This is a genomic window from Streptomyces sp. NPDC057900 (genome assembly GCF_042887885.1).
Lineage (GTDB): Bacteria > Actinomycetota > Actinomycetes > Streptomycetales > Streptomycetaceae > Streptomyces.
Map to the genome: position 1 here is coordinate 524,292 of NZ_JBHVOI010000003.1, position 21,802 is coordinate 546,093.

17 protein-coding genes and 3 tRNA genes are annotated in these 21,802 nt (G+C 71.8%); 13 read left to right on the top strand and 7 right to left on the bottom strand.

Annotated features, from left to right (window positions below; genetic code table 11):
* Nucleotides 1-225: 225 nt before the first annotated feature.
* Both ACFVQ0_RS16680 and ACFVQ0_RS16685 read right to left on the bottom strand, forming a co-directional pair.
* Nucleotides 226-987, bottom strand: coding sequence for an ATP-binding protein (locus tag ACFVQ0_RS16680; protein ID WP_390088882.1), 762 nt, complete (start codon nt 985-987; stop codon nt 226-228).
* Between the two features lie 44 nt (nt 988-1,031).
* On the bottom strand, nt 1,032-1,877 hold the full coding sequence (locus tag ACFVQ0_RS16685) for a glycerophosphodiester phosphodiesterase (protein WP_390088590.1): 846 nt from the start codon (nt 1,875-1,877) through the stop codon (nt 1,032-1,034).
* A gap of 196 nt (nt 1,878-2,073) precedes the next feature.
* On the opposite strand from ACFVQ0_RS16685, the gene ACFVQ0_RS16690 reads away from it, so the two are divergent.
* Together ACFVQ0_RS16690 and ACFVQ0_RS16695 are read left to right on the top strand one after the other, a co-directional pair.
* Nucleotides 2,074-3,579: a S1C family serine protease gene (locus tag ACFVQ0_RS16690; RefSeq protein WP_390088592.1), complete on the top strand. Its 1,506-nt coding sequence runs from the start codon at nt 2,074-2,076 to the stop codon at nt 3,577-3,579.
* A gap of 49 nt (nt 3,580-3,628) precedes the next feature.
* A tRNA-Ser gene (locus tag ACFVQ0_RS16695) sits at nt 3,629-3,718 on the top strand.
* Between the two features lie 119 nt (nt 3,719-3,837).
* Here the strand turns inward: ACFVQ0_RS16695 and ACFVQ0_RS16700 are convergent.
* Nucleotides 3,838-4,734, bottom strand: coding sequence for a hypothetical protein (locus ACFVQ0_RS16700; RefSeq protein ID WP_390088594.1), 897 nt, complete (start codon nt 4,732-4,734; stop codon nt 3,838-3,840).
* A gap of 129 nt (nt 4,735-4,863) precedes the next feature.
* Entirely contained in the window at nt 4,864-5,742 is an 879-nt protein-coding gene (locus ACFVQ0_RS16705) for a bifunctional DNA primase/polymerase (protein ID WP_390088596.1), read from the bottom strand.
* A 313-nt stretch (nt 5,743-6,055) separates the two neighbouring features.
* Here ACFVQ0_RS16705 and ACFVQ0_RS16710 point away from each other — a divergent pair, with 313 nt between their 5' ends.
* The 8 genes from ACFVQ0_RS16710 (at nt 6,056) to ACFVQ0_RS16745 (ending at nt 14,383) form a co-directional block, all read left to right on the top strand.
* The gene (locus ACFVQ0_RS16710; RefSeq protein ID WP_390088598.1) at nt 6,056-6,367 is read left to right on the top strand and encodes a hypothetical protein; all 312 of its coding nucleotides are present in this window, start codon (nt 6,056-6,058) and stop codon (nt 6,365-6,367) included.
* Between the two features lie 263 nt (nt 6,368-6,630).
* Entirely contained in the window at nt 6,631-7,806 is a 1,176-nt protein-coding gene (locus tag ACFVQ0_RS16715) for an acyl-CoA dehydrogenase family protein (RefSeq protein ID WP_390088600.1), read from the top strand.
* Nucleotides 7,806-8,858 (top strand): bifunctional MaoC family dehydratase N-terminal/OB-fold nucleic acid binding domain-containing protein, encoded by a 1,053-nt coding sequence (locus tag ACFVQ0_RS16720; protein ID WP_390088602.1) that lies wholly within the window; start codon nt 7,806-7,808, stop codon nt 8,856-8,858. The genes ACFVQ0_RS16715 and ACFVQ0_RS16720 overlap by 1 nt, the downstream gene beginning before the upstream one ends.
* Before the next feature lies 1 nt (nt 8,859).
* Nucleotides 8,860-9,906, top strand: coding sequence for an acyl-CoA dehydrogenase family protein (locus tag ACFVQ0_RS16725; RefSeq protein ID WP_390088603.1), 1,047 nt, complete (start codon nt 8,860-8,862; stop codon nt 9,904-9,906).
* A complete protein-coding gene (locus ACFVQ0_RS16730) occupies nt 9,903-10,298 on the top strand; it encodes a MaoC family dehydratase (protein WP_390088605.1) in 396 nt (131 codons plus the stop codon). The genes ACFVQ0_RS16725 and ACFVQ0_RS16730 overlap by 4 nt, the downstream gene beginning before the upstream one ends.
* Nucleotides 10,295-11,461 (top strand): lipid-transfer protein, encoded by a 1,167-nt coding sequence (locus ACFVQ0_RS16735; RefSeq protein ID WP_390088607.1) that lies wholly within the window; start codon nt 10,295-10,297, stop codon nt 11,459-11,461. Before ACFVQ0_RS16730 ends, ACFVQ0_RS16735 begins: the two co-directional genes overlap by 4 nt.
* A gap of 503 nt (nt 11,462-11,964) precedes the next feature.
* Nucleotides 11,965-12,516 (top strand): SigE family RNA polymerase sigma factor, encoded by a 552-nt coding sequence (locus tag ACFVQ0_RS16740; protein ID WP_390088884.1) that lies wholly within the window; start codon nt 11,965-11,967, stop codon nt 12,514-12,516.
* A 217-nt stretch (nt 12,517-12,733) separates the two neighbouring features.
* Nucleotides 12,734-14,383 (top strand): long-chain fatty acid--CoA ligase, encoded by a 1,650-nt coding sequence (locus tag ACFVQ0_RS16745; protein WP_390088609.1) that lies wholly within the window; start codon nt 12,734-12,736, stop codon nt 14,381-14,383.
* 99 nt (nt 14,384-14,482) lie between these two features.
* Here the strand turns inward: ACFVQ0_RS16745 and ACFVQ0_RS16750 are convergent, their stop codons facing one another.
* A complete protein-coding gene (locus ACFVQ0_RS16750) occupies nt 14,483-18,967 on the bottom strand; it encodes a PAS domain-containing protein (RefSeq protein ID WP_390088611.1) in 4,485 nt (1,494 codons plus the stop codon).
* A gap of 213 nt (nt 18,968-19,180) precedes the next feature.
* Complete coding sequence (locus ACFVQ0_RS16755; protein ID WP_390088613.1) at nt 19,181-19,651, bottom strand: SSI family serine proteinase inhibitor; 471 nt, start codon at nt 19,649-19,651, stop codon at nt 19,181-19,183.
* Between the two features lie 224 nt (nt 19,652-19,875).
* On the opposite strand from ACFVQ0_RS16755, the gene ACFVQ0_RS16760 reads away from it, so the two are divergent.
* Nucleotides 19,876-19,966 (top strand) — tRNA-Ser (locus ACFVQ0_RS16760).
* A gap of 195 nt (nt 19,967-20,161) precedes the next feature.
* A tRNA-Arg gene (locus ACFVQ0_RS16765) sits at nt 20,162-20,234 on the top strand.
* Between the two features lie 110 nt (nt 20,235-20,344).
* Here ACFVQ0_RS16765 and ACFVQ0_RS16770 read toward each other — a convergent pair.
* Nucleotides 20,345-20,977: a helix-turn-helix domain-containing protein gene (locus tag ACFVQ0_RS16770; RefSeq protein WP_390088615.1), complete on the bottom strand. Its 633-nt coding sequence runs from the start codon at nt 20,975-20,977 to the stop codon at nt 20,345-20,347.
* Nucleotides 20,978-21,029: 52 nt separating this feature from the next.
* On the opposite strand from ACFVQ0_RS16770, the gene ACFVQ0_RS16775 reads away from it, so the two are divergent.
* Complete coding sequence (locus ACFVQ0_RS16775) at nt 21,030-21,794, top strand: SDR family NAD(P)-dependent oxidoreductase (protein WP_390088617.1); 765 nt, start codon at nt 21,030-21,032, stop codon at nt 21,792-21,794.
* Nucleotides 21,795-21,802 lie beyond the last annotated feature (8 nt).

The window sequence follows — 21,802 nt, forward strand, 5'->3', positions numbered from 1 at the left end:
GGTGCCCGGTGCGCAGCTGCCCGGCCGCAGGCGGGCACGGGGACGGGAAGGGGGACGGAGAGGGGGCCTGCTGACGGCATCTTCCCGCCGGGGTTCTCCCGGTCGGCGCGGCGCTTGCTTCACCGCCGGCCCGTCCGTCTTTCCACCCACGGACCGGTCACTGAGACATGGGCGGAGACATGGGCTGAGAAGTGGGCTGAGACATGGCCCGGGACTTGGTCGGCGTCAGCCCGCGTCGTCGAAGGCGTCGGCGAGCCCCAGTCCGTCGAGCCCCAGTCCGTCGAGTCCCGGCTTACCGAGTCCCGGCCTGCCGTGAGCCGGCCCGTCGAGTCCCGGCCCGTCGAGTCCCGGTACGACGGGAACGGGTGCTCCGAACGCGTCCGCCGGCCCGGTCGCGCCTGTGGCCCGTCCGTTGCTCCGTTCGTTACCCCGCCCGTCCGGTCGGCCGTCGGGGCGCTGCGGCCCTTCGCCGACCAGCACCCAGACCGTGACCTCGCCGGACGAGTCGTCGCGTACGCCCCATTTCTCGGCGAGGGCGCTGATGATGTTGAGCCCACGGCCACCACGAGCGGTGACCGATGGAGTGGCCGGAACCGGTCGGGTCGGACCGCCTCCGTCCGTCACCTCGACCGTCAGTCCGCCTGTTCGGTCGACGTGCCAGGCGGCGCGCACGTCGCCCTCCCCCACGTCGCTGTGCCGGCCCAGCGGCCTGCCGTGACGGCAGGCGTTGCTGAGCAGTTCGGAAAGGATCAATACAGCATCGTCGACGACCGAATCCGACACCCCGCGACTGCGCAACTGCTCACGCATCCGGCGCCGTGCCTGACCCACGCCCGCAGGGCCATGGGGTACGGCCATGCTCGACGACGTGGGCACTTCCTGTGCCACCACCAACGCCACCCCCGAGACCTCCTTTGCCCCACGCCACGATGTGGATGCCCCCCTGGGCTGGGCCGGAAACCGGCCAGTGGTCTGACAGTGACGCACTCGCAACGATCGAGTACACCCCGAATGCGCCGGTGTACTCCCCGTCACTGATATGAAGAGCGGCCCAACTGGGCGAGGACCTGCTTCGGACGGTTCGTGATGATCGCCTCCACCCCGAGCCGGACGCACAGGTCGACGTCCTCCGGTTCGTTGACCGTCCAGACGTGGGCCCGGTGTCCCGCGCGGTGCAGGCGGTCGATGTAGCCCGGGTGGCTGCGCACGATCCGCATCCCGGGACCGGCGATCCGGGCGCCGGCCGGCAGCCGTCCGTCCCGCAGCCGGGGCGAGACGAACTGCATCAGGTAGACGGTGGGCATATCCGGTGAGGCGTCCTGGATGCGGTGCAGGGAGCGGGCGGAAAAGCTCATGATGCGGACCGGCGAGGGGCCCTCGGCCGGCGGCGCGTCGAGCTCGAAGCGCTTCAGCAGGTGCAGCAGCCGCTCCTCGACCTGGCCCGCCCAGCGGGTCGGGTGTTTGGTTTCGATGGCGAGCTGGAGCGGACGCCCGGCGGCTCTTGTCTCGACGAGCAGTTCGAGCAGCCGTTCCAGGGTGAGTACGGAGGTGAGCTCGCCCGGCACCGGGTCCCAGTCGGGGGACTCCGACTCGTCCCGGTCCTTCCACGAGCCGAAGTCGAGCGCGGCGAGCTCGGAGAGCTCCAGGGCGGAGACCGCGCCGCGTCCGTTGGACGTACGGTTCACCCGGCGGTCGTGCACGCATACGAGATGGCCGTCGGCGGTGAGCCGTACGTCGCACTCCAGGGCGTCGGCACCGTCCTCGATCGCCTTCCGGTACGCGGCCAGGGTGTGCTCGGGGGCGTCGTCGGACGCGCCTCGGTGTGCGATGACCTGGATGGGATGCTGCGTGGTGTGCTGCTGCCGTGCTTGGGTCACCGCGTCATGGTGTCACCGGGGGCCCGGGTGCGCGAACCTTGCGAAGCGAGGTCGTTTTGTCCGGTGTAAAGGCCCGTGCGCGGATGCACAGGTCCTGCTTACAGTGGTCTGACGTGCTGTGGGAAAAGCTGACTCCAGACACGTACACAGCGGATCTCTTGCCGAACGATGATGTGGAACCGAGGAGTATAGAGCTGTGAGCACAGAGAACGAGGGCAACGAGGGCAACGCGGCCGAGGCCGCCCCGTCCGTTCCGTCCGCACCTCCAGTGCCGGCCGATGCTCCCCAGGGGCCTCCTGGAAGCACGCCCCCGGCCCCTCCGCAGCCGGATGTGACCGCCGCGCAGCCGCAGGTCCCGCCGGCGCACGACCCGGCGACCACGCCCATGGCCCAGGTCCCCCCGACACCACAGCCCCACACGCCTCCTCCCGTACCGCCCGTGACGCAGTCGGCGGCGGATGCCGGCTGGCCCCCGCCTCCGCCCGCCGTCCCCGCGTACGCCCACGGCGGCCACGGCGCGCACGGCGGTGGCCCGGTGTGGGGCCCGCCCGGCCAGCTGCAGACGCCCGACGCGCCCCGCAAGCGGGGTGCGGGCGGTCTGGTGGCCGCAGCGGTCGTGGCAGCGCTCGTGGCGGGCGGCGTCGGCGGCGCCCTCGGCTACTGGGCCGCCGACAGCAACGACAGCTCCGGCTCCTCCGGTTCGACCACCGTCGCGGCGTCGGCCAACCCGCAGGACCTCAAGCGCGACCCGGGCACGGTCGCGGGCGTGGCTGCCAAGGCGCTGCCGAGCGTGGTCACCATCGACGCGCAGGGCGGCGACGGCGAGGGCGGCACGGGCACGGGATTCGTGTACGACAAGGAAGGCCACATCCTCACGAACAACCACGTGGTGGCCTCCGCGGCGGACAACGGCCAGCTCACGGCGACGTTCTCGAACGGCAAGAAGTACGGCGCAGAGGTGGTCGGCCGGGCCGAGGGCTACGACGTCGCGGTCCTGAAGCTGAAGGACCCGCCGAAGGGGCTCACTCCGCTGCCGCTCGGCAACTCGGAACAGGTGGCGGTGGGCGATTCCACGATCGCGATCGGTGCCCCGTTCGGCCTGTCCAACACGGTCACCACGGGCATCATCAGCGCGAAGAACCGCCCGGTCGCCTCCGGTGACGGCTCCGGCGGCAGCAACTCGTACATGAGCGCCCTGCAGACCGACGCCTCGATCAACCCGGGCAACTCCGGCGGCCCGCTGCTGAGCGCCGGTGGCGCGGTCATCGGGATCAACTCGGCGATCCAGTCGACCGGCAGCAGCACCGGCCAGAGCCAGGCGGGCTCCATCGGCCTCGGCTTCGCGATCCCGATCAACCAGGCGAAGAACGTCGCCGAGCAACTGATCAAAACCGGCCAGCCGGTCTACCCGGTCATCGGCGCCACGGTGACCATGGACGAGAAGACCGGCGGCGCGGTCATCTCGGACCAGGGCGCGAGCGGCACGGAAGCGGTGACGAAGGGCGGCCCCGCCGCCCAGGCCGGCCTCAAGCCGGGTGACGTCATCACGAAGTTCAACGACACCGTGGTCGACAGCGGCCCGACCCTGATCGGTGAGATCTGGACCCACAAGCCGGGCGACAAGGTCACGCTGACGTACAAGCGCGACGGCAAGACGTCGACCGCCGAAGTCACCCTGGGCGAGCGCAAGGGCGACAGCTGACCGGCTAGGCTGTCCTCGCGTCGAAGCGGGCCGTTGCCCGCCGGTGCGAGGTGGGTTGCCCGAGCGGCCTAAGGGAACGGTCTTGAAAACCGTCGTGGCAGCGATGTCACCGTGGGTTCAAATCCCACACCCACCGCCAGGCGAACGGCCCCTGACCAGTAGGCATGGTCGGGGGCCGTCGCCATGCCCGGTCTCGGCCGGGCACCGCTATCTGAGGCTGGCGGGAGTCGGCCCGTCAGCGACCCGACCAAGACCTCGTCACCCCGCCTTGGCCGGGTCGATGCCGTACAGGGGCGCGGCGGCCACCGCGTGGTCCGCGTCGCAGGTCTCCTGCTCGTCGGCGGGCGCGAGCCACAGGGGTATCAGGCGGGGCGCGGAGGACGCGGCGTCCATGCGCAGGTAGTGGCAGCCGTCGTTGATGCGCAGCGCGAGGGCGTAGACGCCGCTGCCGGCGGACTTGCCGGCGACCACGTGCACGGTGTCGCCGGCGGAGACCAGCCGCTTGTCCTTCAGCAGGTCCAGGGCGCCTGCCGGGGTATGCGGATGTCCCGCGGTCGGTGTCTGCCGGTACATGTTCGTCCCGGCGGGCTGCCGCGCGAGCAGTGCGCCCATCTGTGCCACGAGGCTGCCGGGTTTGTTGTCGGTGCGTGCGGTGGGGCAGTCCATCGTGGACTGCCGCACGCTGTGGGCGCCGAAGGCGAAGGAGTAGCGGTAGCAGCGGACGGGATACGCGTTCGCGTTCACGGTCTTCGTGCCGGGCGGCAGCAGGCCCAGCATCACCTGTGCTGTGTGGACGTTGCCGCCGGACTTCTCCTGCACCGTGCCTGCGCTGAGCAGCACTCCGCCGTGTGTTTCGGCGTGGGAGACGAGCGTGCCCTCGGTGAACTGTCCTCCATACGTGTTGCCCGGCGACAGGAAGCCCACGTTCAGGTCGTGGCGCAGGTCCTCGGCGAGCTCGGCGGCCTGTGCGTCGACGGCCGAGGTGTCCGGAGCGGAGAGCCGTTGCTGGAACAGGGCGCCCCCCACTCCCGCCGCGCCGGCCACGAGCGCCGTCACCGCGAGGAGCAGGATCTGCCGGCCGATGCCGCGTCTTCCTGTCTGCGCGGGAGGACTGACCGACCGGTCCTGCTGGGCATCCACGGTGTGCGCCGTCATGTCATGTCCCCCGTTGACAGGAGGCCTCGATCGAATGCCTCTTCGTCGACGTATATTGCCAGCCCCGTCGTGCCCCGGCGGGGGCACGGCTAGGGGCACGGCGGGGGTGGGTACCGGGAATGCCCGGATTCAACTCGGTGGTTCGCAGCGGGTCGTGGTGAGGCGGGACGCCGATGCGACGGTCGCGCGGGCCTCGTGTTCGGGCAGGCCGGTGCGGACGGCGGCCTCGGTGAGAGCGCTCGCCAGGCGGTCGCCGAAGCCGTGCTCGTAGGCGCGGCAGGCGGCCCAGAAGAGCCGGGTGTTGCGCTGGCCCTCGGCTGCCGCGAGGACGAACCGGATCAGTCCCCGGCCGCGGTCGTCGGGGTGGCTGGACCGGCGATGGGCGGGGGCCGGGGGCGTCAGCAGCTGGAGGAGTGCGTCGGGGCAGGGGGCCGGCGGGAGGCTGCCGGTGCCCGGCACGAGCCGATAGGTGCCGTGGGTGGTGGACGAGCCGGGGCCGACCAGGTAGCCGCCCGTGCCGCGGATGTCGATGCCGGGGGCGAGGCGCCCCGCGGAGTTCGGTACGGCCACTTCCGGCGGTCCGGACAGCCAGATGTGCCGGCCGCCGCTGGGAGTGAGCACCGTGACGGTCGGCGGGATGGTGAACAGGTGCTGAAGCGCCAGCTGTCGCAGGGCTGCCTCGGAGTCGTTGCGGCCGGTGGTGTCGATGTCGAGATCGATGCCGATGAGGTGGTGCGGGGCGCGCCCGCACGCGATGCCGTAGCCGCTGGCCCAGGGGGCGGCGGCGAAGAGAGCGCGTACGGCGGCGGGGTCCGTGGTCGCGTCGTGGACGCCGTGTCCGGGCAGGCCGCAGGTGCCCCGGCAGCGGCTCGGCCGCTCGTCGTGGTGCGGGGAGCGCAGGGCGGGGAGCTTGGTGGCGGACAACGGGATGACGGGGAGCCCGTGTTCGGCCGCGGACAGTGCGTGGGCCAGGGCCAGGGTGAAGGTTCGGCGGGTGTGGATGGCCATGGATCCATGTTCGTACGAACGTTCGAATAAAGGAAGAGGGGGAAGGGTCGACGGGTGGGGTGCGAGGCGCAGTGGCGGAACGCTTCTTCTCCTGCGGGGCAAGGGGTGTCGGTGCGTGCGGGGCTGACCTGGGAGTTTGGTTCGTCCGGGGGTTTATCCGCCCTTCCTCACGCTTGAGAGGGAATCGAAAAGTGTGGGCGGTTCGCCGGGATGGCGGTGGGCAACCTTGATCTCGCGACGTCGTGACCATCACCCGGGCGGTCGGCCAACTGGCCCGGAGCAGGCCTCACTTTCGGTTCCTGGAGGAATAGACATGGCAAGCATCCGTACCGCTCGTGCCCTCGCTGTTGTTGCCGCTCTGCCCCTCGCCGCCGCGCTCCTCGGTGGTGTGGCCCAGGCCGACAACGGCTCGTTCGCGAACGACGGATCGAACGCGGGCGTGGCAGCTATCAGCGGCAGCGGCGTGGGCGGGGCCAACCTCGGCAATTCGTCCACCTCGCAGCAGCAGGCCATCGGCGACGGGGCGTCGAACCACAGCAACTCCGCCCAGGTGAACGGTTCCGCGTTCACCGCCATCGACCAGTCCAGTCACACCCTCGCGGTGAACTTCACCAATCTCTGGTGATCCGGTACCTGCCGCGTGCCGGGCGGGGGGCCGGGTCGCGGTCGGGGGGAACGACGGCCCGCGTGGCGTCACTTCGGTGGCGGCGCGCGGGCCGTTTGTCATTCCGTCGGAACGGGACGGGACTGGACGGAACGGAGTTGGACGGAACGGGGCGGGACAGGGCGGGGCGTGGCAGTCGGCTGTCGAGTGCCTTGACAGGTGAGCGGAATCTGACGGACAGTCAGAAATCCTGATCCGCAGGCCCTTCCCTGGAGGCAGCCGCCGTGCATCTGGCCCCTACGGACCGCCAGCTACAGCTGCGCGCCGAACTGCGCACGTACTTCCGCGATGTGATGCCGGCGTCGGGCGAACGGACCGGCCCCGCGGACGTGGGCCCGGCCGAGCAGCGGCGGCTGCTGCGCCGTATCGGCGGGGACGGAATGCTGGGGCTCGGCTGGCCCGTCGAGTACGGCGGCCAGGGCCGCGGTGCGGACGAGCAGTTCGTGTTCTTCGACGAGGCCTACCGGGCGGGCGCGCCGGTCTCGATGGTCACCCTCAACACAGTGGGGCCCACCCTGATGAAGTACGGAACCGCGGCGCAGAAGGAGTTCTTTCTGCCGCGGATCCTGGCCGGGGAGATCGTCTTCGCCATCGGCTACAGCGAACCGGAGGCCGGTACCGACCTGGCGGCGCTGCGGACCAGGGCGGTACGGCAGGGTGACTCGTGGGTCATCGACGGTCAGAAGATCTTCACCAGCAACGCGCAGAACGCGGAATGGATCTGGCTCGCCTGCCGTACGGATCCGGAGGCGCCCAAGCACCGGGGCATCTCGATCATCCTGGTGCCGACGGACGCGCCCGGCTTCTCCTGGACGCCCATCGAGACCGTCGGCGGGCTGACCACGACCGCCACGTACTACGACGGCGTCCAGGTACCCGCCACCGGGCTGGTCGGCGAGGAGAACGGCGGCTGGGGGCTGATCACCAACCAGCTGAACCATGAACGGGTCGCGCTGGCCGCGATCGGGATGCAGGCCGAGGACTTCTACGATGCGGCGCTCAGCTTCGCCCGTACGCCTGATCCGGTGACTGGTCGGCGTCCGGTTGACGAGCCGTGGATCCGGTCCAGGCTGGCCGAGGCCTATGCCCGGCTGGCGGCAACACGCCTGCTCAACTGGCGTTTGGTGGGGGATGTCGGGGCGGGCGCGCTGGCCCCCGGCGACGCGAGCGGCGTGAAATTCGTGGGAACCGAAAGCGCCGTGGAGGTGTATCGAATGTGCCAGGAAATCACGGGGCACGCCGGAACGATCCGGGGCGGTTCGCCCGGCTCCTTCGGGGACGGGGAGCTGGAACGGATGAACAGGGCGGCACAGATCAACACCTTCGGGGGCGGGGTGAGCGAGGTGCAGCGGGAGATCGTCGCGACGATGCGGCTCGGCATGAAGAGGGGGAAGCGGTGATGGAGGGGCGAGACGGGCGGGGCGGGCAGGACGTGCGGGATGTGCCGCACGTGGGGGACGAACTGTACGAGCGGCTCAGGGCGTACGAGGGGCGGGCGGCCGCCGTCGCCGGCAGCGGCAAGGATCCGGTCAACGAGCCCATGATCAGGCACTGGTGCGAGGCCATGGGGGATACGAACCCCGCGTACACCGGCCCCGATGCCATCGCCCCTCCAGTCATGCTGCAGGCGTGGACGATGGGCGGGCTGTCGGGGCACGCGGACAGGGGCGAGGCCTACGACGAGCTCTTCGGCCTGCTCGACGCGGCGGGGTACGTCTCGGTGGTCGCGACCGACTGCGAGCAGGAGTATCTGCGGCCACTGCGGCCCGGAGACCGGATCACCTTCGACGCGGTGATCGAGGCGGTGTCGGAGCGGAAGACGACGAAGCTGGGGACGGGCTACTTCATCACCACGCGTATGGACATCCGGGCACAGGACGAGCCGGCGGGGACGCACCGCTTCCGGATCCTGAAGTACCGCCCTGCGGCGAAGGCGAAGGCGAACGCGAGGGCGGACGGCGGGGCGGCAACGGACAAGTCAAAGGACAAGTCAACGGACAAGGGGACGGCGCGGTCCGGCGAGCGGCGGGCCGGCCGGAGCCTGCGGCCGAGGCCGGTGATCAACCGGGACAACGCCGGGTTCTGGCAGGGCATCTCCGCGCACCGGCTGCTGATCCAGCGCTGCGAGGCATGCGGCACGCTGCGCTTCCCCTGGCTGCCCGGCTGCAACGCCTGCGGGTCTTCCGAGTGGGAGACGGTCGAGGCATCGGGCGAGGGCACCGTCTTCTCGTACGTGGTGATGCATCACCCGCCGTTCCCCGCCTTCAGCAACTCCGGGGAGGCCGGGCCGTACGCGGTGGCGCTGGTGGAGCTCGCCGAGGGGGTGCGGATGGTCAGCAACGTGATCGGGGTGCCGTACGACAAGGTGCGGGTGGGCATGCCGGTCCGCCTCGAATTCCTCCGTACGGACCCGGAGTTGGAACTGCCGGTCTTCCGGGGGAGTGAGGGCTGAGATGGATTTCGCACCCACTGAGGAGCAGGCCGCCGCACAGGGGCTCGCCGCTCGGATCTTCGGCGATCTGTCGACGCACGAGCGTCTGGTCGTGGCCGGTACCGGTACGGACACCGAGCTGTGGAAGGAGCTCTGCGCGGCCGGGCTACCGGGGGCGGTCGAGGAGATCGGACTCCTCGGGCTGGTTCTCCTCCTGGAGGAGCAGGGCCGCACGACAGCGCAGGTGCCCTTCGCGTCGACTTGCGTGTACGGGCTCCTCGCCGTCGCCGGGCACGGTACGGAGGAACAGCGCGAGCGGCTGCTGCCACGGTTCCGGGACGGCGCTGCGGTGGCGACGGGGGCCTTTCCGGCGGCCGGCGCCGTACGGGCCGGATCCGAGGGGGGATTGAGCGGCACGGTGCCGCTGGTGCCGTGGCTGAGGGAGGCCACCCACGTCCTGGTCGCTGCCGCGGACCGGTCGTTGTGGATCGTCAGGACTTCGGACGCCGGTGTGCTGACCGAGCACGTGGAGACCACGGCCCCATGGTCGGCGGGACGGCTCGTGCTCGACGGGGCGCCCGGCGAACGGCTCGGCGGGGCAGCAGCGGGGGCAGGGGCATACGAGGAGATCCTGGCGACGGCCCGGACGGCGTTCGCGGGACTGCAGGCGGGGGTGTGCGCAGGCGCGGTGGCGCGCGCTGTCGAATACACGGGTACACGTGAGCAGTTCGGGCGACCGCTCTCGACCAACCAGGGCGTGCTGCTGCGAGCCGCCGACGCCCATATGGACACCGAGGCGATACGCGTCACGGCGTACGAGGCCGCCTGGCTGCACGACCGGTCGCTGCCCTGCGCGGCGCAGGCGCTGACGGCCGCGTGGTGGGCGTCGGAGGCGGGAAAACGGGTCGTGCACGCGGTGCAGCACCTGCACGGAGGCACGGGCGCCGATCTCGACCACCCCGTGCACCGGCACTTCCTCTGGGGGCGCCAGCTCGACGCCTATCTCGGCTGCGGCAGCGAAGTGCTTCAAGAACTCGGCGAACTGCTCGTGGAGGAGGGATCGCAATGAACGTCGGAGAAGAGCTGGCACCGCTGGAGATCGCGGTGACCCGCACGCTGATCGTGGCGGGTGCCGTCGCCTCCCGCGACTACCAGGACGTGCACCATGACGCGGAGCTGGCCCGGGAGAAGGGGTCTCCGGACATCTTCATGAACATCCTGACGACCAACGGCCTGGTCGGGCGGTATGTCACCGACCACTTCGGGCCCTCGGCAGTGCTCAGAAAAGTCGCCATCAGGCTGGGTGCTCCGAACTATCCCGGGGACACGATGGTGCTCAGCGGCAAGGTGACCGCTCTCGGCAGCGACGGGACGGCCGAGGTGTCGATAGTCGGTGCGAACGGGCTCGGCAGGCATGTCACCGGCACGGTGACCATCAGCGTTCCGGGGGAACCGACATGAGTGTGCGCAGGGCCGACTCACTCGGCGGACGGGCGGCCGTGGCCGGGATCGGGGCGACCGAGTTCTCCAAGGACTCGGGCCGCAGCGAGCTGAAGCTGGCCGTCGAGGCGGTGCGGGCGGCGCTCGACGACGCGGGGCTGAGCCCTGCCGACGTCGACGGGTTGGTCACCTTCACCATGGACACCAGCCCCGAGATCACCGTCGCCCAGGCGGCCGGTATCGGAGAGCTGTCGTTCTTCTCCCGTATCCACTACGGCGGCGGGGCGGCCTGCGCCACGGTCCAGCAGGCGGCGCTCGCCGTCGCCTGCGGGGTGGCCGACGTGGTCGTCTGCTACCGGGCGTTCAACGAGCGGTCCGGGCGGCGCTTCGGCTCCGGGGTGCAGCAGCGGGAGCCCACCGCCGAAGGCGCGGCACTCGGCTGGAACCTGCCCTTCGGGCTGCTCACCCCCGCCTCCTGGGTGGCCATGGCGGCTCAGCGGTATCTGCATGCGTACGGGCTCACGCCGGAGGCCTTCGGCCATGTCGCGGTCACCGACCGGCGCCATGCCGCGCGCAACCCGGCGGCGTATTTCTACGAGAAGCCGATCACCCTGGCCGAGCACGCCGAGTCCCGGTGGATCGTCGAGCCGCTGCGACTGCTCGACTGCTGCCAGGAGACCGACGGCGGGCAGGCGATCGTCGTCACCAGCGCAGAGCGGGCCAGGGACCTGCGGCAGCCGCCCGCGGTGATCGTCGCCGCCGCCCAGGGGGCCGGGCGGGCACAGGAGCAGATGACCAGCTTCTACCGTGACGGGCTGACCGGGCTGCCGGAGATGGATGTCGTCGCACGCCAGCTCTGGCGGAACTCGGGCCTCTCCCCCGCTGACATCGACGTGGCGATCCTGTACGACCACTTCACCCCGTTCGTACTGATGCAGCTGGAGGAGTTCGGTTTCTGCGGACCGGGCGAGGCCGCCGATTTCGTGGCTGCGGATGCTGTGCCCCTGAACACCCATGGCGGCCAGCTGGGGGAGGCGTACCTGCACGGTATGAACGGCATCGCGGAGGCGGTCCGGCAGATCCGTGGCAGCTCGGTGAACCAGATATCCGGCGCGGCCCGGTCCCTGGTCACGGCCGGAACGGGGGTGCCCACCTCGGGCCTGATCCTGGGCCGGGGGGAGTGAGCGGCGTGGCCGGGCCGGGCCTGCCGCGGTCCGGGGACGCGGTCGGCCCGGCCCGCGGGGGTCGGGGCAGCGCGGTCTCCGGGGCGACCCTGAGTCCCGCCGTGCGGCCCCTCCACCTACAGGAGGTGGAGGGAGGACGGGCCCTACACCCTGAGGCGGACCCGGTTTCGGGACCTGGGGGCGATCCCCGGGGCGGCGCCCGCTCCTAGCGTGGAGGCATGACCACGCCAGTCTGCACGGACACCTCCAGGGGAGCCGCTGCCAACGCCGGACGCACGCCGCACCACCCGCATGCGCCGCTCGCCGGACACCCGCCGCACGCATCGACGAACGCGCCGACGAACGCATCGCCGAACGCGTCGACGAACGTATCGACGCAGCTGTCGCCGCACGTGAAGCCGCTTGTATCGCCGCTCGTCTCGCCGCAGGTGCCGCCGCTGGTGGCGCCGCTCGCAGCGGCGGCCCCGCGTGCGTCGCACGGGTCCGTCGCTCCGTACACGGCGGTGCCGCGCACGCCGGCTGCCGCGCGCACGCCGTACGGTGCGGGCGCTCCGTACGTCCCGTACGCGTCGTTCACGTCGTTCGTGAAGGCCCGCGGTCCTGTGCTGTTGCGCGCGGCCCGCTCGCTCACCGCGAACCCCAGCGACGCCGAGGACCTGCTGCAGACGGCCCTCACCAAGACGTATGTCGCCTGGGAGCGGATCGAGGACCACCGGGCCCTCGACGGCTATGTCCGCCGGGCCCTGCTGAACACCAGGACCTCGCAGTGGCGCAAGCGCAAGGTCGATGAGTTCGCGTGCGACGAGGTGCCCGAGCAGGAGGCGGTTCCGGGGCCCGACCCCGCGGAGCAGCAGTCCCTGCACGACGCCATGTGGCGGGCGGTGCTGAAACTCCCCGACCGCCAGCGGGCGATGGTCGTCCTGCGCTACTACGAGGACCTCAGCGAGGCGCAGACGGCCGAGGTGCTGGGAGTCTCGATCGGCACGGTGAAGAGCGCCGTGTCGCGGGCGCTCGGCAAGCTGCGCCAGGACCCGGAGCTGACACCGGTCAGGTGAAGGGCCGGGACGGCCCGAGAAGAACGCGCCGAGAACAACGCGCCGAGAAGAACGCGCCGAGAAAGAGACACCGACGAGAGCGCGGGCATTGCATACGGATGGTGTGATTTTGTCGCACCAGACCGATCCGTACGTCCTGGAGTAGTGACATACCGCTCGGTATGTGCGCAGAATCAGCGGAACCTTACTGCCGCGTAGCGCCCACCGGGAGGACGCAGTGCTCAGCACCATGCAGGACGTACCGCTGACTGTCACCCGCATCCTGCACCACGGGATGACGATCCACGGGAAGTCACAGGTAACGACCTGGACCGGAGAGCCCGAGCCGCAGCGGCGCAATTTCGCCGAGATCGGCCGGCGGGCCACCCAGCTCGCCCATGCCCTGCGTGACGAGCTCGGTATCGACGGCGACCAGCGTGTCGCCACCCTCATGTGGAACAACGCGGAACACGTGGAGGCGTACCTCGCCATCCCGTCCATGGGCGCCGTGCTCCACACCCTCAACCTGCGGCTCCCCGCCGAACAGCTGGTCTGGATCGTCCAGCACGCCGACGACAAGGTCCTCATCGTCAACGGCTCCGTGCTGCCTCTCCTCGCGCCGCTGCTTCCCCGGCTGACGTCGCTGGAGCACGTGGTCGTGACGGGGCCGGGCGACCGGTCCGTGCTGGACGGTGCCACGCCCCGGGTGCACGAGTACGAGGAGCTGATCGCCGGCCGGCCGACCAGCTACGACTGGCCCGAGCTGGACGAACGCCAGGCCGCCGCCATGTGCTACACCTCCGGCACCACCGGGGACCCGAAGGGCGTCGTCTACTCCCACCGTTCGGTCTACCTGCACTCCATGCAGGTCAACATGTCCGAGTCGATGGGCCTCACCGACCGGGACACCACCCTGGTGGTCGTCCCCCAGTTCCATGTGAACGCCTGGGGCCTGCCGCACGCGACGTTCATGTCCGGCGTCAACATGCTGATGCCGGACCGCTTCCTGCAGCCCGCCCCGCTCGCCGACATGATCGAGCGCGAGAGGCCGACCCACGCCGCCGCCGTCCCCACCATCTGGCAGGGCCTGCTGGCCGAGGTCACCGCCAACCCCCGCGACCTCACCTCCATGGCGCGCGTCACCATCGGCGGCGCCGCCTGCCCGCCCTCCCTCATGGAGGCGTACGACAAGCTCGGCGTCCGGCTCTGCCACGCCTGGGGCATGACGGAGACCTCGCCGCTCGGCACCATGGCCAACCCGCCCGGCGGGCTGACCGAGGAGCAGGAGTGGCCGTACCGCATCACGCAGGGCCGGTTCCCGGCCGGTGTCGAGGCCCGGCTGGTCGGGCCCGGCGGCGAGCACCTGCCGTGGGACGGCGAGTCGGCCGGTGAGCTGGAGGTACGGGGCGCCTGGATCGCCGGTGCGTACTACGGCGGTGCGGACGGCGAGGCGCTGCGGCCCGAGGACAAGTTCAGCGAGGACGGCTGGCTGAAGACCGGCGACGTCGGCGTGATCAGCGACGAAGGCTTCCTCACGCTCACCGACCGCACCAAGGACGTCATCAAGTCAGGCGGCGAATGGATCTCCAGCATCGAGCTGGAGAACGCCCTGATGGCGCACCCGGATGTGGCGGAGGCGGCGGTCGTGGCCATCCCGGACGACAAGTGGGGCGAGCGCCCGCTCGCGACCGTCGTCCTCAAGGAGGGCGCGAGCGCCGACTACCAGGCACTGAAGGCGTTCCTCACGGAGCAGGGGATCGCCAAGTGGCAGCTGCCCGAGCGCTGGTCGGTGATCCCGTCCGTACCGAAGACGAGCGTCGGGAAGTTCGACAAGAAGGTGATCCGCAAGCAGTACGCGGAAGGCGAGCTGGACATCACGCAGCTCTGAGCCATGCCTGGGCCGCGCGGCCTCGCGGCTCGGGCGTGGTGACGAGGAGGGCGGTACGGGATCACTCCCGTACCGCCCTCGCTCATGTCCGTACGGTGGTCAGTTCGTGCCGATCTTCGCGAGCAGGTCGACGATGCGGGCCTGCACCTCTTCGCTCGTCGAACGCTCGGCGAGGAAGAGCACGGTCTCGCCCGAGCTCAGCTTCGGCAGGTCGGACTGGCTCATGTCGGCCGAGGTGTAGACGACCAGCGGGGTGCGGTTCAGCTGGCCGTTGGCGCGCAGCCAGTCGACGATCCCGGCCCGGCGGCGGCGTACCTGCATCAGGTCCATCACCACCAGGTTCGGCCGCATCCGGGTCGCGAGCGAGACCGCCTCGCTGTCCGTGGCGGCGCAGGCGACCTGCATGCCCCGGCGCTCCAGCGTCTGCGTCAGCGCGTCCGCGATGTCCTCGTGCTCCTCGATCAGGAGGACCCGGGGCGGATGCTGCTCGCTGTCGCGCGGGGCGAGCGCCTTCAGGAGCACGGCCGGGTCGGCGCCGTAGGCGGCTTCCCGCGAGGCCTGCCCGAGACCGGCCGTCACCAGGACCGGCACCTCGGCCGCCACTGCGGCCTGGCGCAGCGACTGGAGTGCCTTACGGGTGATGGGGCCGGTCAGCGGGTCCACGAAGAGCGCGGCGGGGAACGCCGCGATCTGCGCGTCGACCTCCTCGCGCGAGTGCACGATCACCGGCCGGTAGCCGCGGTCGCTCAACGCCTGCTGGGTGGAGACGTCGGGCGCCGGCCAGACGAGCAGCCGGCGCGGGTTGTCCAGCGGCTCAGGTGGCAGCTCGTCGTCCACGGGCTGCGGGGAGGGGCGGTTGGCGACCTCGACCGCGCCACCCGGGCCGTCCAGCGGTTCCGGCCCTTCGGCGGCCCCCTCGTCGGGTGCGCCTATGGCGTACGCGCGTCCTTCGGCCGCCTGGGCGGGCAGCAGCGTGCCCGAGCCCGGACCCTGCACCGTGCTGCCGGGACCACCCGTACCGCCGGGGCCGGGGCCGCCCGCGCCGGGCTGCGGGTTCGCCTGCTGCGGTGCGGTGGCGGGCGCCTGCGGGGTGGTCCGGTCGGCCTGCTCGGACGGGGCGCTCTCGGGCGGGTCGCTCTCGGGCGGTGCGGCGAGCTTGCGGCGCCGCCCCGCGCCGCCGAGCGTCTGGTTCTGCTGGTGCGCGATGTGCTGGGCGAACGGCACGCCCTGCCCCAGCGTCCGCACGCTGAACGCGCGCCCGTGCGTCGAGTCCGAGGACCCTCCGGGCATCGGCGCCTCTGCGGGCAGCGGCTGCCTCCGCGCGTCCGGCCCGGGTACGAGGGTCCGCGGACGGGTCTCGTCCGGTCCGGGGGGACCGTCGGGGCCGACGGGTCCCGTGGGGCCACCGGTCGGGCCGTCGGAGCCGCGGGCGCTGCCGGCGGCAGTGGCCGCGGCCGTGCCGGTGGTGTGCGTGGTCCGACCTGTGACGGGCCACTCCGCGTCGCCTGCGGGCCGCTCCTCGGAAGCGCCGGGAGCGGCCACCGCGGCCTGGCCCTGTGCCTGGGCCTGGGCCGGTAGGCCGTCCTGCTGCTCCCATTCGTGGCCCGGTGTGGCGGACGGCGTCGGCTGTGCGGTGGGGGCAGCGGGTGCGGCCGGGACAGCTGGGACGCCCGGGGCACCCTGGGCCGCCGCGTCGGCGTTCGCGTCCGAGTGCCGGGCCCGACGCCGGCCGGTCGGGAGCGGGTGGGGCTGCGGCGGGGTGTGGTCATCGTCCACCGGACCGGACATGGCGTCGTGCTGCCCCGGCAGCGAGGCGTCGGCCTCGGGGGCCGTCGGCATCCGGTCGGCGGCGGCGGGCGGCAGTGCGAAGGGGACCCGGGGCCCCGTCGGCTCGGCCTGAGCGGCCCGGTCCTGTGCGGCGGAGAGCGCACGCCGGGCCCGTCGCCCGGTCGGCTGCTGCCGCGCGGGTACGGGTGCGGATTCCGGAGCGGGCGGCGCGGGACGGGCCTCCTGCGGTGTCGCCCGCCTCCGGGTGGCGTCGTCGAGATCGGAGTACGCCATGGAGCCCTCGGACTCGACGGCGTTCCCCGACGACATGGCGGCCGGAAGAGCCAGCCGGCCCTCCCCGCCCTGGTTCTCGCCGCCCCGGCGCGCCCGGTGCCCGCCGGCCGGTACCGGTGACGGAGCCTCGGCCGGAACGCCCTGCGGCGGCACGGTCTGCCCGCGCTGCGGACGGCCCCCGCCCCCCTGAGCGCCCTCAGCAGCCGTCACCACGGACCCCTCGGACGGGGCGCCAGGGGCAGCGGGCAGCGCCAGGGCCTGCCCCGGCCCCTGCTGAGCGTCGGCGGCCTGGGCACCGGTCTCCGCCGGACTGGGCCGGCCACGCCTGCGCCCGGAACCGCCGCCCCGCTCGGCCGGGCTCAGCCCGTTCGGGTTCGCCCCGCCCTGCTCCACGGCAACCGCACCCGTATCAGCAACCGCACCCGCATCAGTGGTCGCGGCGCCGGCGGCGTACGGGTCCACCGACGAACCCACTGCCGGATCGGTGTACGGCGCCGCGGACTCGTCCACGCCTTCCGCCACGGGCCGACGCCGGGCCCGCCGCCGGCCGGTCGGCTCGGCCGCCCCGGTGTCCCCGGTCGCGGCTCCGGGCACGCCCGCGCCCTCGGAGTCGCCCACAGGGCTCTCCAGGAAGGCATCGGTGGAGGCCCTGCGCGCCCGGCGCCGCCCCCCGCCGCCCGTGCTCCCGGCGGCCCCAGCCCCTTCAACAGGATGACCCGGAGGCGCCTGAGAAACCTCAGGACCCTGCGGAACTTCCAGCGCCTGGCCCTCGGGAGAACCGGGAGCCATGGGAGGCGGGTCCATGTGAGCCGCCGGAGCCATGGGAGGCGCCACTGCCCCCGAGCCCGCGCCCAGCGGCACTTCGAGGACGTAGGCGCTGCCGCTCATGCCCGGCATCTCGTGTGTCTGGAGCACGCCGCCGTGCGCCCGCACGATCCCGCGCACGATCGGCTCGTGCACCGGGTCACCCCCGGCGAACGGTCCGCGCACCTCGATCCGTACGACGTCACCGCGCTGCGCGGCCGCGACGACGACCGTCGAGTCGACGTAGCCGCCGCCCGGCACCAGCCGGGCCTTGCCGGTCGAGTCGACCCCGGCGACGTCCGCGACGAGGTGCGCGAGCGCGGTCACCAGCCGCCCCGCGTCGACCTCGGCCTCGATCGGCGGAGCGTGCACCGCGAACTGGGCGCGGCCGGGGCCGATCAGCTCGACCGCGGCGTCGATACCGGCGGTCACCACGCCGTCGAGCAGCACGTTCGTCTTGACGAGCGCCTCCGAGCCGGCGTCCAGACGCTGGTAGCTCAGTACGTTGTCGACGAGCGTCGTCATCCGCGCGTAGCCGGCGGCCAGGTGGTGCAGGATCTGGTTGGCCTCGGGCCACAGCTGGCCCGCGGGGTCGGCGGCGAGCGTGGACAGCTCGCCGCGCAGCTCCTCAAGCGGTCCGCGCAGCGACTCGCCCAGGACGGCGGTCAGCTGGGTGTGACGGGCGGACAGCTCCGCCAGCTGCCCGGCCTGTTCCTGCATCCGGTCGGCCTGCTCCTCCAGCGCGGAGGCGTAGCGCTCGGTCCGGTCGGCCAGCTCGGCCGCGTGTTGCTCGGCCAGCCCGGTGGTCTCTGCGGCGTGGTTCGCGGTCAGCTCGTCGACGGCGGCGGCATGGCGCGCGGCAAGCTCGCCGACCTCGGCCGCGTGCTGCTCGCCGAGCTCCTCGTACGGCCTGCGGTCGGTGAACGTCATCACCGCGCCGACCAGCTGGTCGCCGTCCCGCACGGGCGCCGTGGTCAGGTCGACCGGCACCTGCGCGCCGCTCTTGGACCACAGGACCTGCCCGCGCACCCGGTGCTTGCGACCCGACCTGAGCGTGTCGGCCAGCGGCGATTCCTCGTACGGGAACGGCTCGCCCTCGGCCCGCGAGTGCAGGATCAGCGGATGCAGCTCCTGGCCGCCGAGGTCGGTGGCGCGGAAGCCGAGGATCTGCGCGGCGGCGGGGTTGACCAGGACGACCCGGCCGTCCGTGTCGGTGCCGACGACGCCCTCGGACGCGGCCCGCAGGATCATCTCGGTCTGCCGCTGCGAGCGGGCCAGCTCGGCCTCGGTGTCGACGGTGCCCGAGAGGTCGCGCACGACGAGCATCAGCAGCTCGTCACCCGTATAGGTGCCGTTGTAACTGGTCTGGACGTCGTTGTACGCGGCCTGCCCGTCCTCCAGGCTGGCGCTCGTCACCTCGACGGGGTACTCGTTGCCGTCGGTCCGCCGCGCGGTCATCCGCGTGGGCTTGGTACGGCCCCGCTCGTCCGCAGCCTCCGGCCTCCGCATCGACCCCGGGATCAGCTTGGAGTCGAACTCCGGCAGCAGATCGAGCAGTCCGCGTCCGACGAGCGCGGTGCCCGGCGTCTCGAACATTTCGAGGGCGATGGTGTTGGCGTTGACGACCGTACCGTTGCAGTTGACGAGCAGAAGCCCGTCCGGAAGGGCGTCGAGTATGGCTGCGAGGCGAGCAGCGCCTCGGGATGGCCTGCTGCTCACGACGACGCTTCCTCCCTGATTACTGCACCTTGCCGACAGCGGCCCCATCTTGCCCCTCGGGCCTCAGGCTGTCACTGGAGGAGTCTAAAGGCAGGGGAGGGGCAAGGGGCGGCGGATGAGGGGGAGCTCTCACCAAGGTTCTGTGCACACGGTGTACGACTCTGGCCCATTACGTGCCCCCGCGCGCGCTCCCGCGCCCGGTGCGGCCGCTGCTCAGCGGACGTTCGGGAGGACCGGACGCAGACTGTTCCAGCGCCCGATCTCGCACCCGTTGGTCCGGTCGAACGCGGCATCGATGCTTCGCCCGTGCCAGCTACCGGTGACCCGGGCGGTGGCCGGTCCGCCGAACTGCTGCGTGCACATCGCGTCCCGGGACACCGGGGCGAACGGGTCCGTGCTCTCGCCGGGCAGCTGCGCCAGCCGCTCGCAGGCCTGCCGCGCCGCGGGGTGGCTGCCGCCCGCCGGCTCGCACTCCAGCTCGTAGCTGCCGTCCGCCGCCGGGTCCCCGGAGCCCGAGACGACCACGGTCAGGTGGGTCGGCCGCGCCGGGCCGTCCGCGCCCTGGAGCACCGGCAGCGACAGCAACGGCCGCGGCAGCGGACCGTCCGAAGCCATGGCGCCGGGCGCGGCGGCGGACAGTACGGCGAGGGACACGACAGTGGTGAGGGCGAGACGACGCAGCATGCGGGCTCCTGTGGTCGTGCACGTCGGCGACAGCGGCCGGCGACCGAGAAGAACGGCGGGGGCGGCGCCCCCGCATGACTAACGCTCCGCACGCCACGGGGTTGCGCAACCGCAGGCGCTTTGCCCTCACGGCCGACTGCCTAGTACCGTAGGCACCGATTGGTGACGCGGCTCTCTGCTGTGACATCATCTGCACGCACCACCCGCGCTCGCGTGGGTGTGCTGGAGGCGTCGCCTAGTCCGGTCTATGGCGCCGCACTGCTAATGCGGTTTGGGTCTTAAAGCCCATCGAGGGTTCAAATCCCTCCGCCTCCGCGTGATCACCGAAGCCCCGAGCCACTGGCCGGGGCTTCGGTCGTGTCCGGGGTCGAATCAGGGGTCCGTCGAACGCCGCCGAGCGGGTGTTCTCGCAGCTCAGCAGCGGTACGGCTAATGGATTTCGCGTGACGCCGCAGGTCATGTAATGTTGTTCTCGCAACGCCGACGGGGCACAAAAGCCCAGGACGCCAAGCACTCGTAGCTTAACGGATAGAGCATCTGACTACGGATCAGAAGGTTGCAGGTTCGAATCCTGCCGAGTGCACAGCAGGCCAGAGGCCCCCAGGAGAAATCCTGGGGGCCTCTCGCGTTGTCCGCATGGCGGCGCGGGCTGTCGCCCGGTGGGGCCTGTCCCGGTGGTGGGTGTGGGTCGCTTCAGTCCTTCCGGTGGGTGGGGACGGCGTCCTCGCCGAAGGACGCGGTGAGTGCCCGCGCGATCAGGTCGGGCAGCTCGGTGCGTCCGTTGTCCTCGACCCAGCGGGTCAGCGCGGTGTGCATCGCGGCCAGGCAGGCGCTGGTCGCCGCCTGGGCGCGGAACGCGGCGTCGGGGTCGGTCGCGGTCTCCCCGAGGGCTTCCACGATGGCCTGTTGCAGGGCGTACTGGCTGTCCAGGTGCCGGGCCCGCAGTGCGGGCGTCGCGACCATGAGCCGGAGGCAGTCCAGCAGGAACGCCTCGTTCGCCGCCTGTTCGTCCCCGTCGCCGGCGGTCGAGGCCGCGGCCGCGTCGATGAGCGCGCCGCCGACGCGGCGCACCAGGGGCTGTGCCGGCGGCGACGCGGCGACGTGCTCGGCGATGAGCCGGCCCGGCTGGTCGATGAGGACGAGGTCCTCCTTGGTGGGGAAGTGCCTGTACACGGTCATCGCCGAGACGCCGACGGCCTCGGCCACGTCGGCCACCGTCACCGCGTCGTAGCCGCGGTCGGTGAACAGCCGCACCGCATGCGCCTGGATCAGGCGCCGCGTCTCGGTGCGCCGTCGTTCCCGCAGGGTTGGTTGCCGCTCACTCATGTGCTAGACACTACCATTGTGTTAGTGACTAACATTTGGATGGGGTGAGGGCATGGGGGATCCGACGGGCAGGACGGCTCTGGTGACGGGCGCGTCGCGCGGCATCGGGCAGGCGATCGCGGTTCGGCTGGCGGCCGAAGGGGCCACGGTCATCGTGCACTTCGGCACGGATGAGAGCGGGGCCGCGGCGACGCTCGACGCGGTGGAACGCGCCGGTGGGAACGGATTCACGGTACGGGCCGAACTGGGCGTGGACGGCGACGTCGAGACACTCTTCGCCGGTGTGGAGGCCGGTTTGGCGGGTCGGCCGCTCGACGTCGTCGTCAACAACGCGGCGGCCGCACCGGCCGGTCCGCTCGGCGTGACGACCCGGGCGGAGTTCGACCGCCTGTTCGCGGTGAACGTGCGAGCGCCGTACTTCATCATCGAGCGGGCGCTGCCGCTGCTGCGCGAGGGCGCCCGGATCATCTCGGTCTCGTCGGTGGCGACCCGGATGGCCAACCCGGCTCAGACGTCCTTCGCCATGACGAAGGGCGCGATCGAGACGATGACCAGGACCCTCGCCGGTCAGCTCGGTGCCCGGGGGATCACGGTGAACGCGGTCGCTCCCGGCGCCACCAGGACGGCGGCCAACGGGGCCTTCTTCGATGTGCCGGGCCTCCCCGAGCAGATAGCCGGGATGACAGCGCTCGACCGGCTGGGCACGGCCGACGACGTAGCCGATGTGGTCGCCTTCCTCGCCTCCGACGCCGCCCGCTGGGTCACCGGTCAGACCGTCGACGCGAGCGGTGGCCTGTTCCTCGGTCCGCGCGTCTGACCGGCGTT

Excerpts from the sequence above, each read along its gene's own strand:
- ACFVQ0_RS16725 (WP_390088603.1), top strand. The coding sequence starts at position 8,860 with ATGGATTTCGCACCCACTGAGGAGCAGGCCGCCGCACAGGGGCTCGCC.
- ACFVQ0_RS16720 (WP_390088602.1), top strand. The coding sequence starts at position 7,806 with ATGGAGGGGCGAGACGGGCGGGGCGGGCAGGACGTGCGGGATGTGCCG.
- ACFVQ0_RS16775 (WP_390088617.1), top strand. The coding sequence starts at position 21,030 with ATGGGGGATCCGACGGGCAGGACGGCTCTGGTGACGGGCGCGTCGCGC.
- ACFVQ0_RS16735 (WP_390088607.1), top strand. The coding sequence starts at position 10,295 with ATGAGTGTGCGCAGGGCCGACTCACTCGGCGGACGGGCGGCCGTGGCC.
- ACFVQ0_RS16770 (WP_390088615.1), bottom strand. The coding sequence starts at position 20,977 with ATGAGTGAGCGGCAACCAACCCTGCGGGAACGACGGCGCACCGAGACG.
- ACFVQ0_RS16710 (WP_390088598.1), top strand. The coding sequence starts at position 6,056 with ATGGCAAGCATCCGTACCGCTCGTGCCCTCGCTGTTGTTGCCGCTCTG.
- ACFVQ0_RS16730 (WP_390088605.1), top strand. The coding sequence starts at position 9,903 with ATGAACGTCGGAGAAGAGCTGGCACCGCTGGAGATCGCGGTGACCCGC.
- ACFVQ0_RS16755 (WP_390088613.1), bottom strand. The coding sequence starts at position 19,651 with ATGCTGCGTCGTCTCGCCCTCACCACTGTCGTGTCCCTCGCCGTACTG.
- ACFVQ0_RS16700 (WP_390088594.1), bottom strand. The coding sequence starts at position 4,734 with ATGACGGCGCACACCGTGGATGCCCAGCAGGACCGGTCGGTCAGTCCT.
- ACFVQ0_RS16705 (WP_390088596.1), bottom strand. The coding sequence starts at position 5,742 with ATGGCCATCCACACCCGCCGAACCTTCACCCTGGCCCTGGCCCACGCA.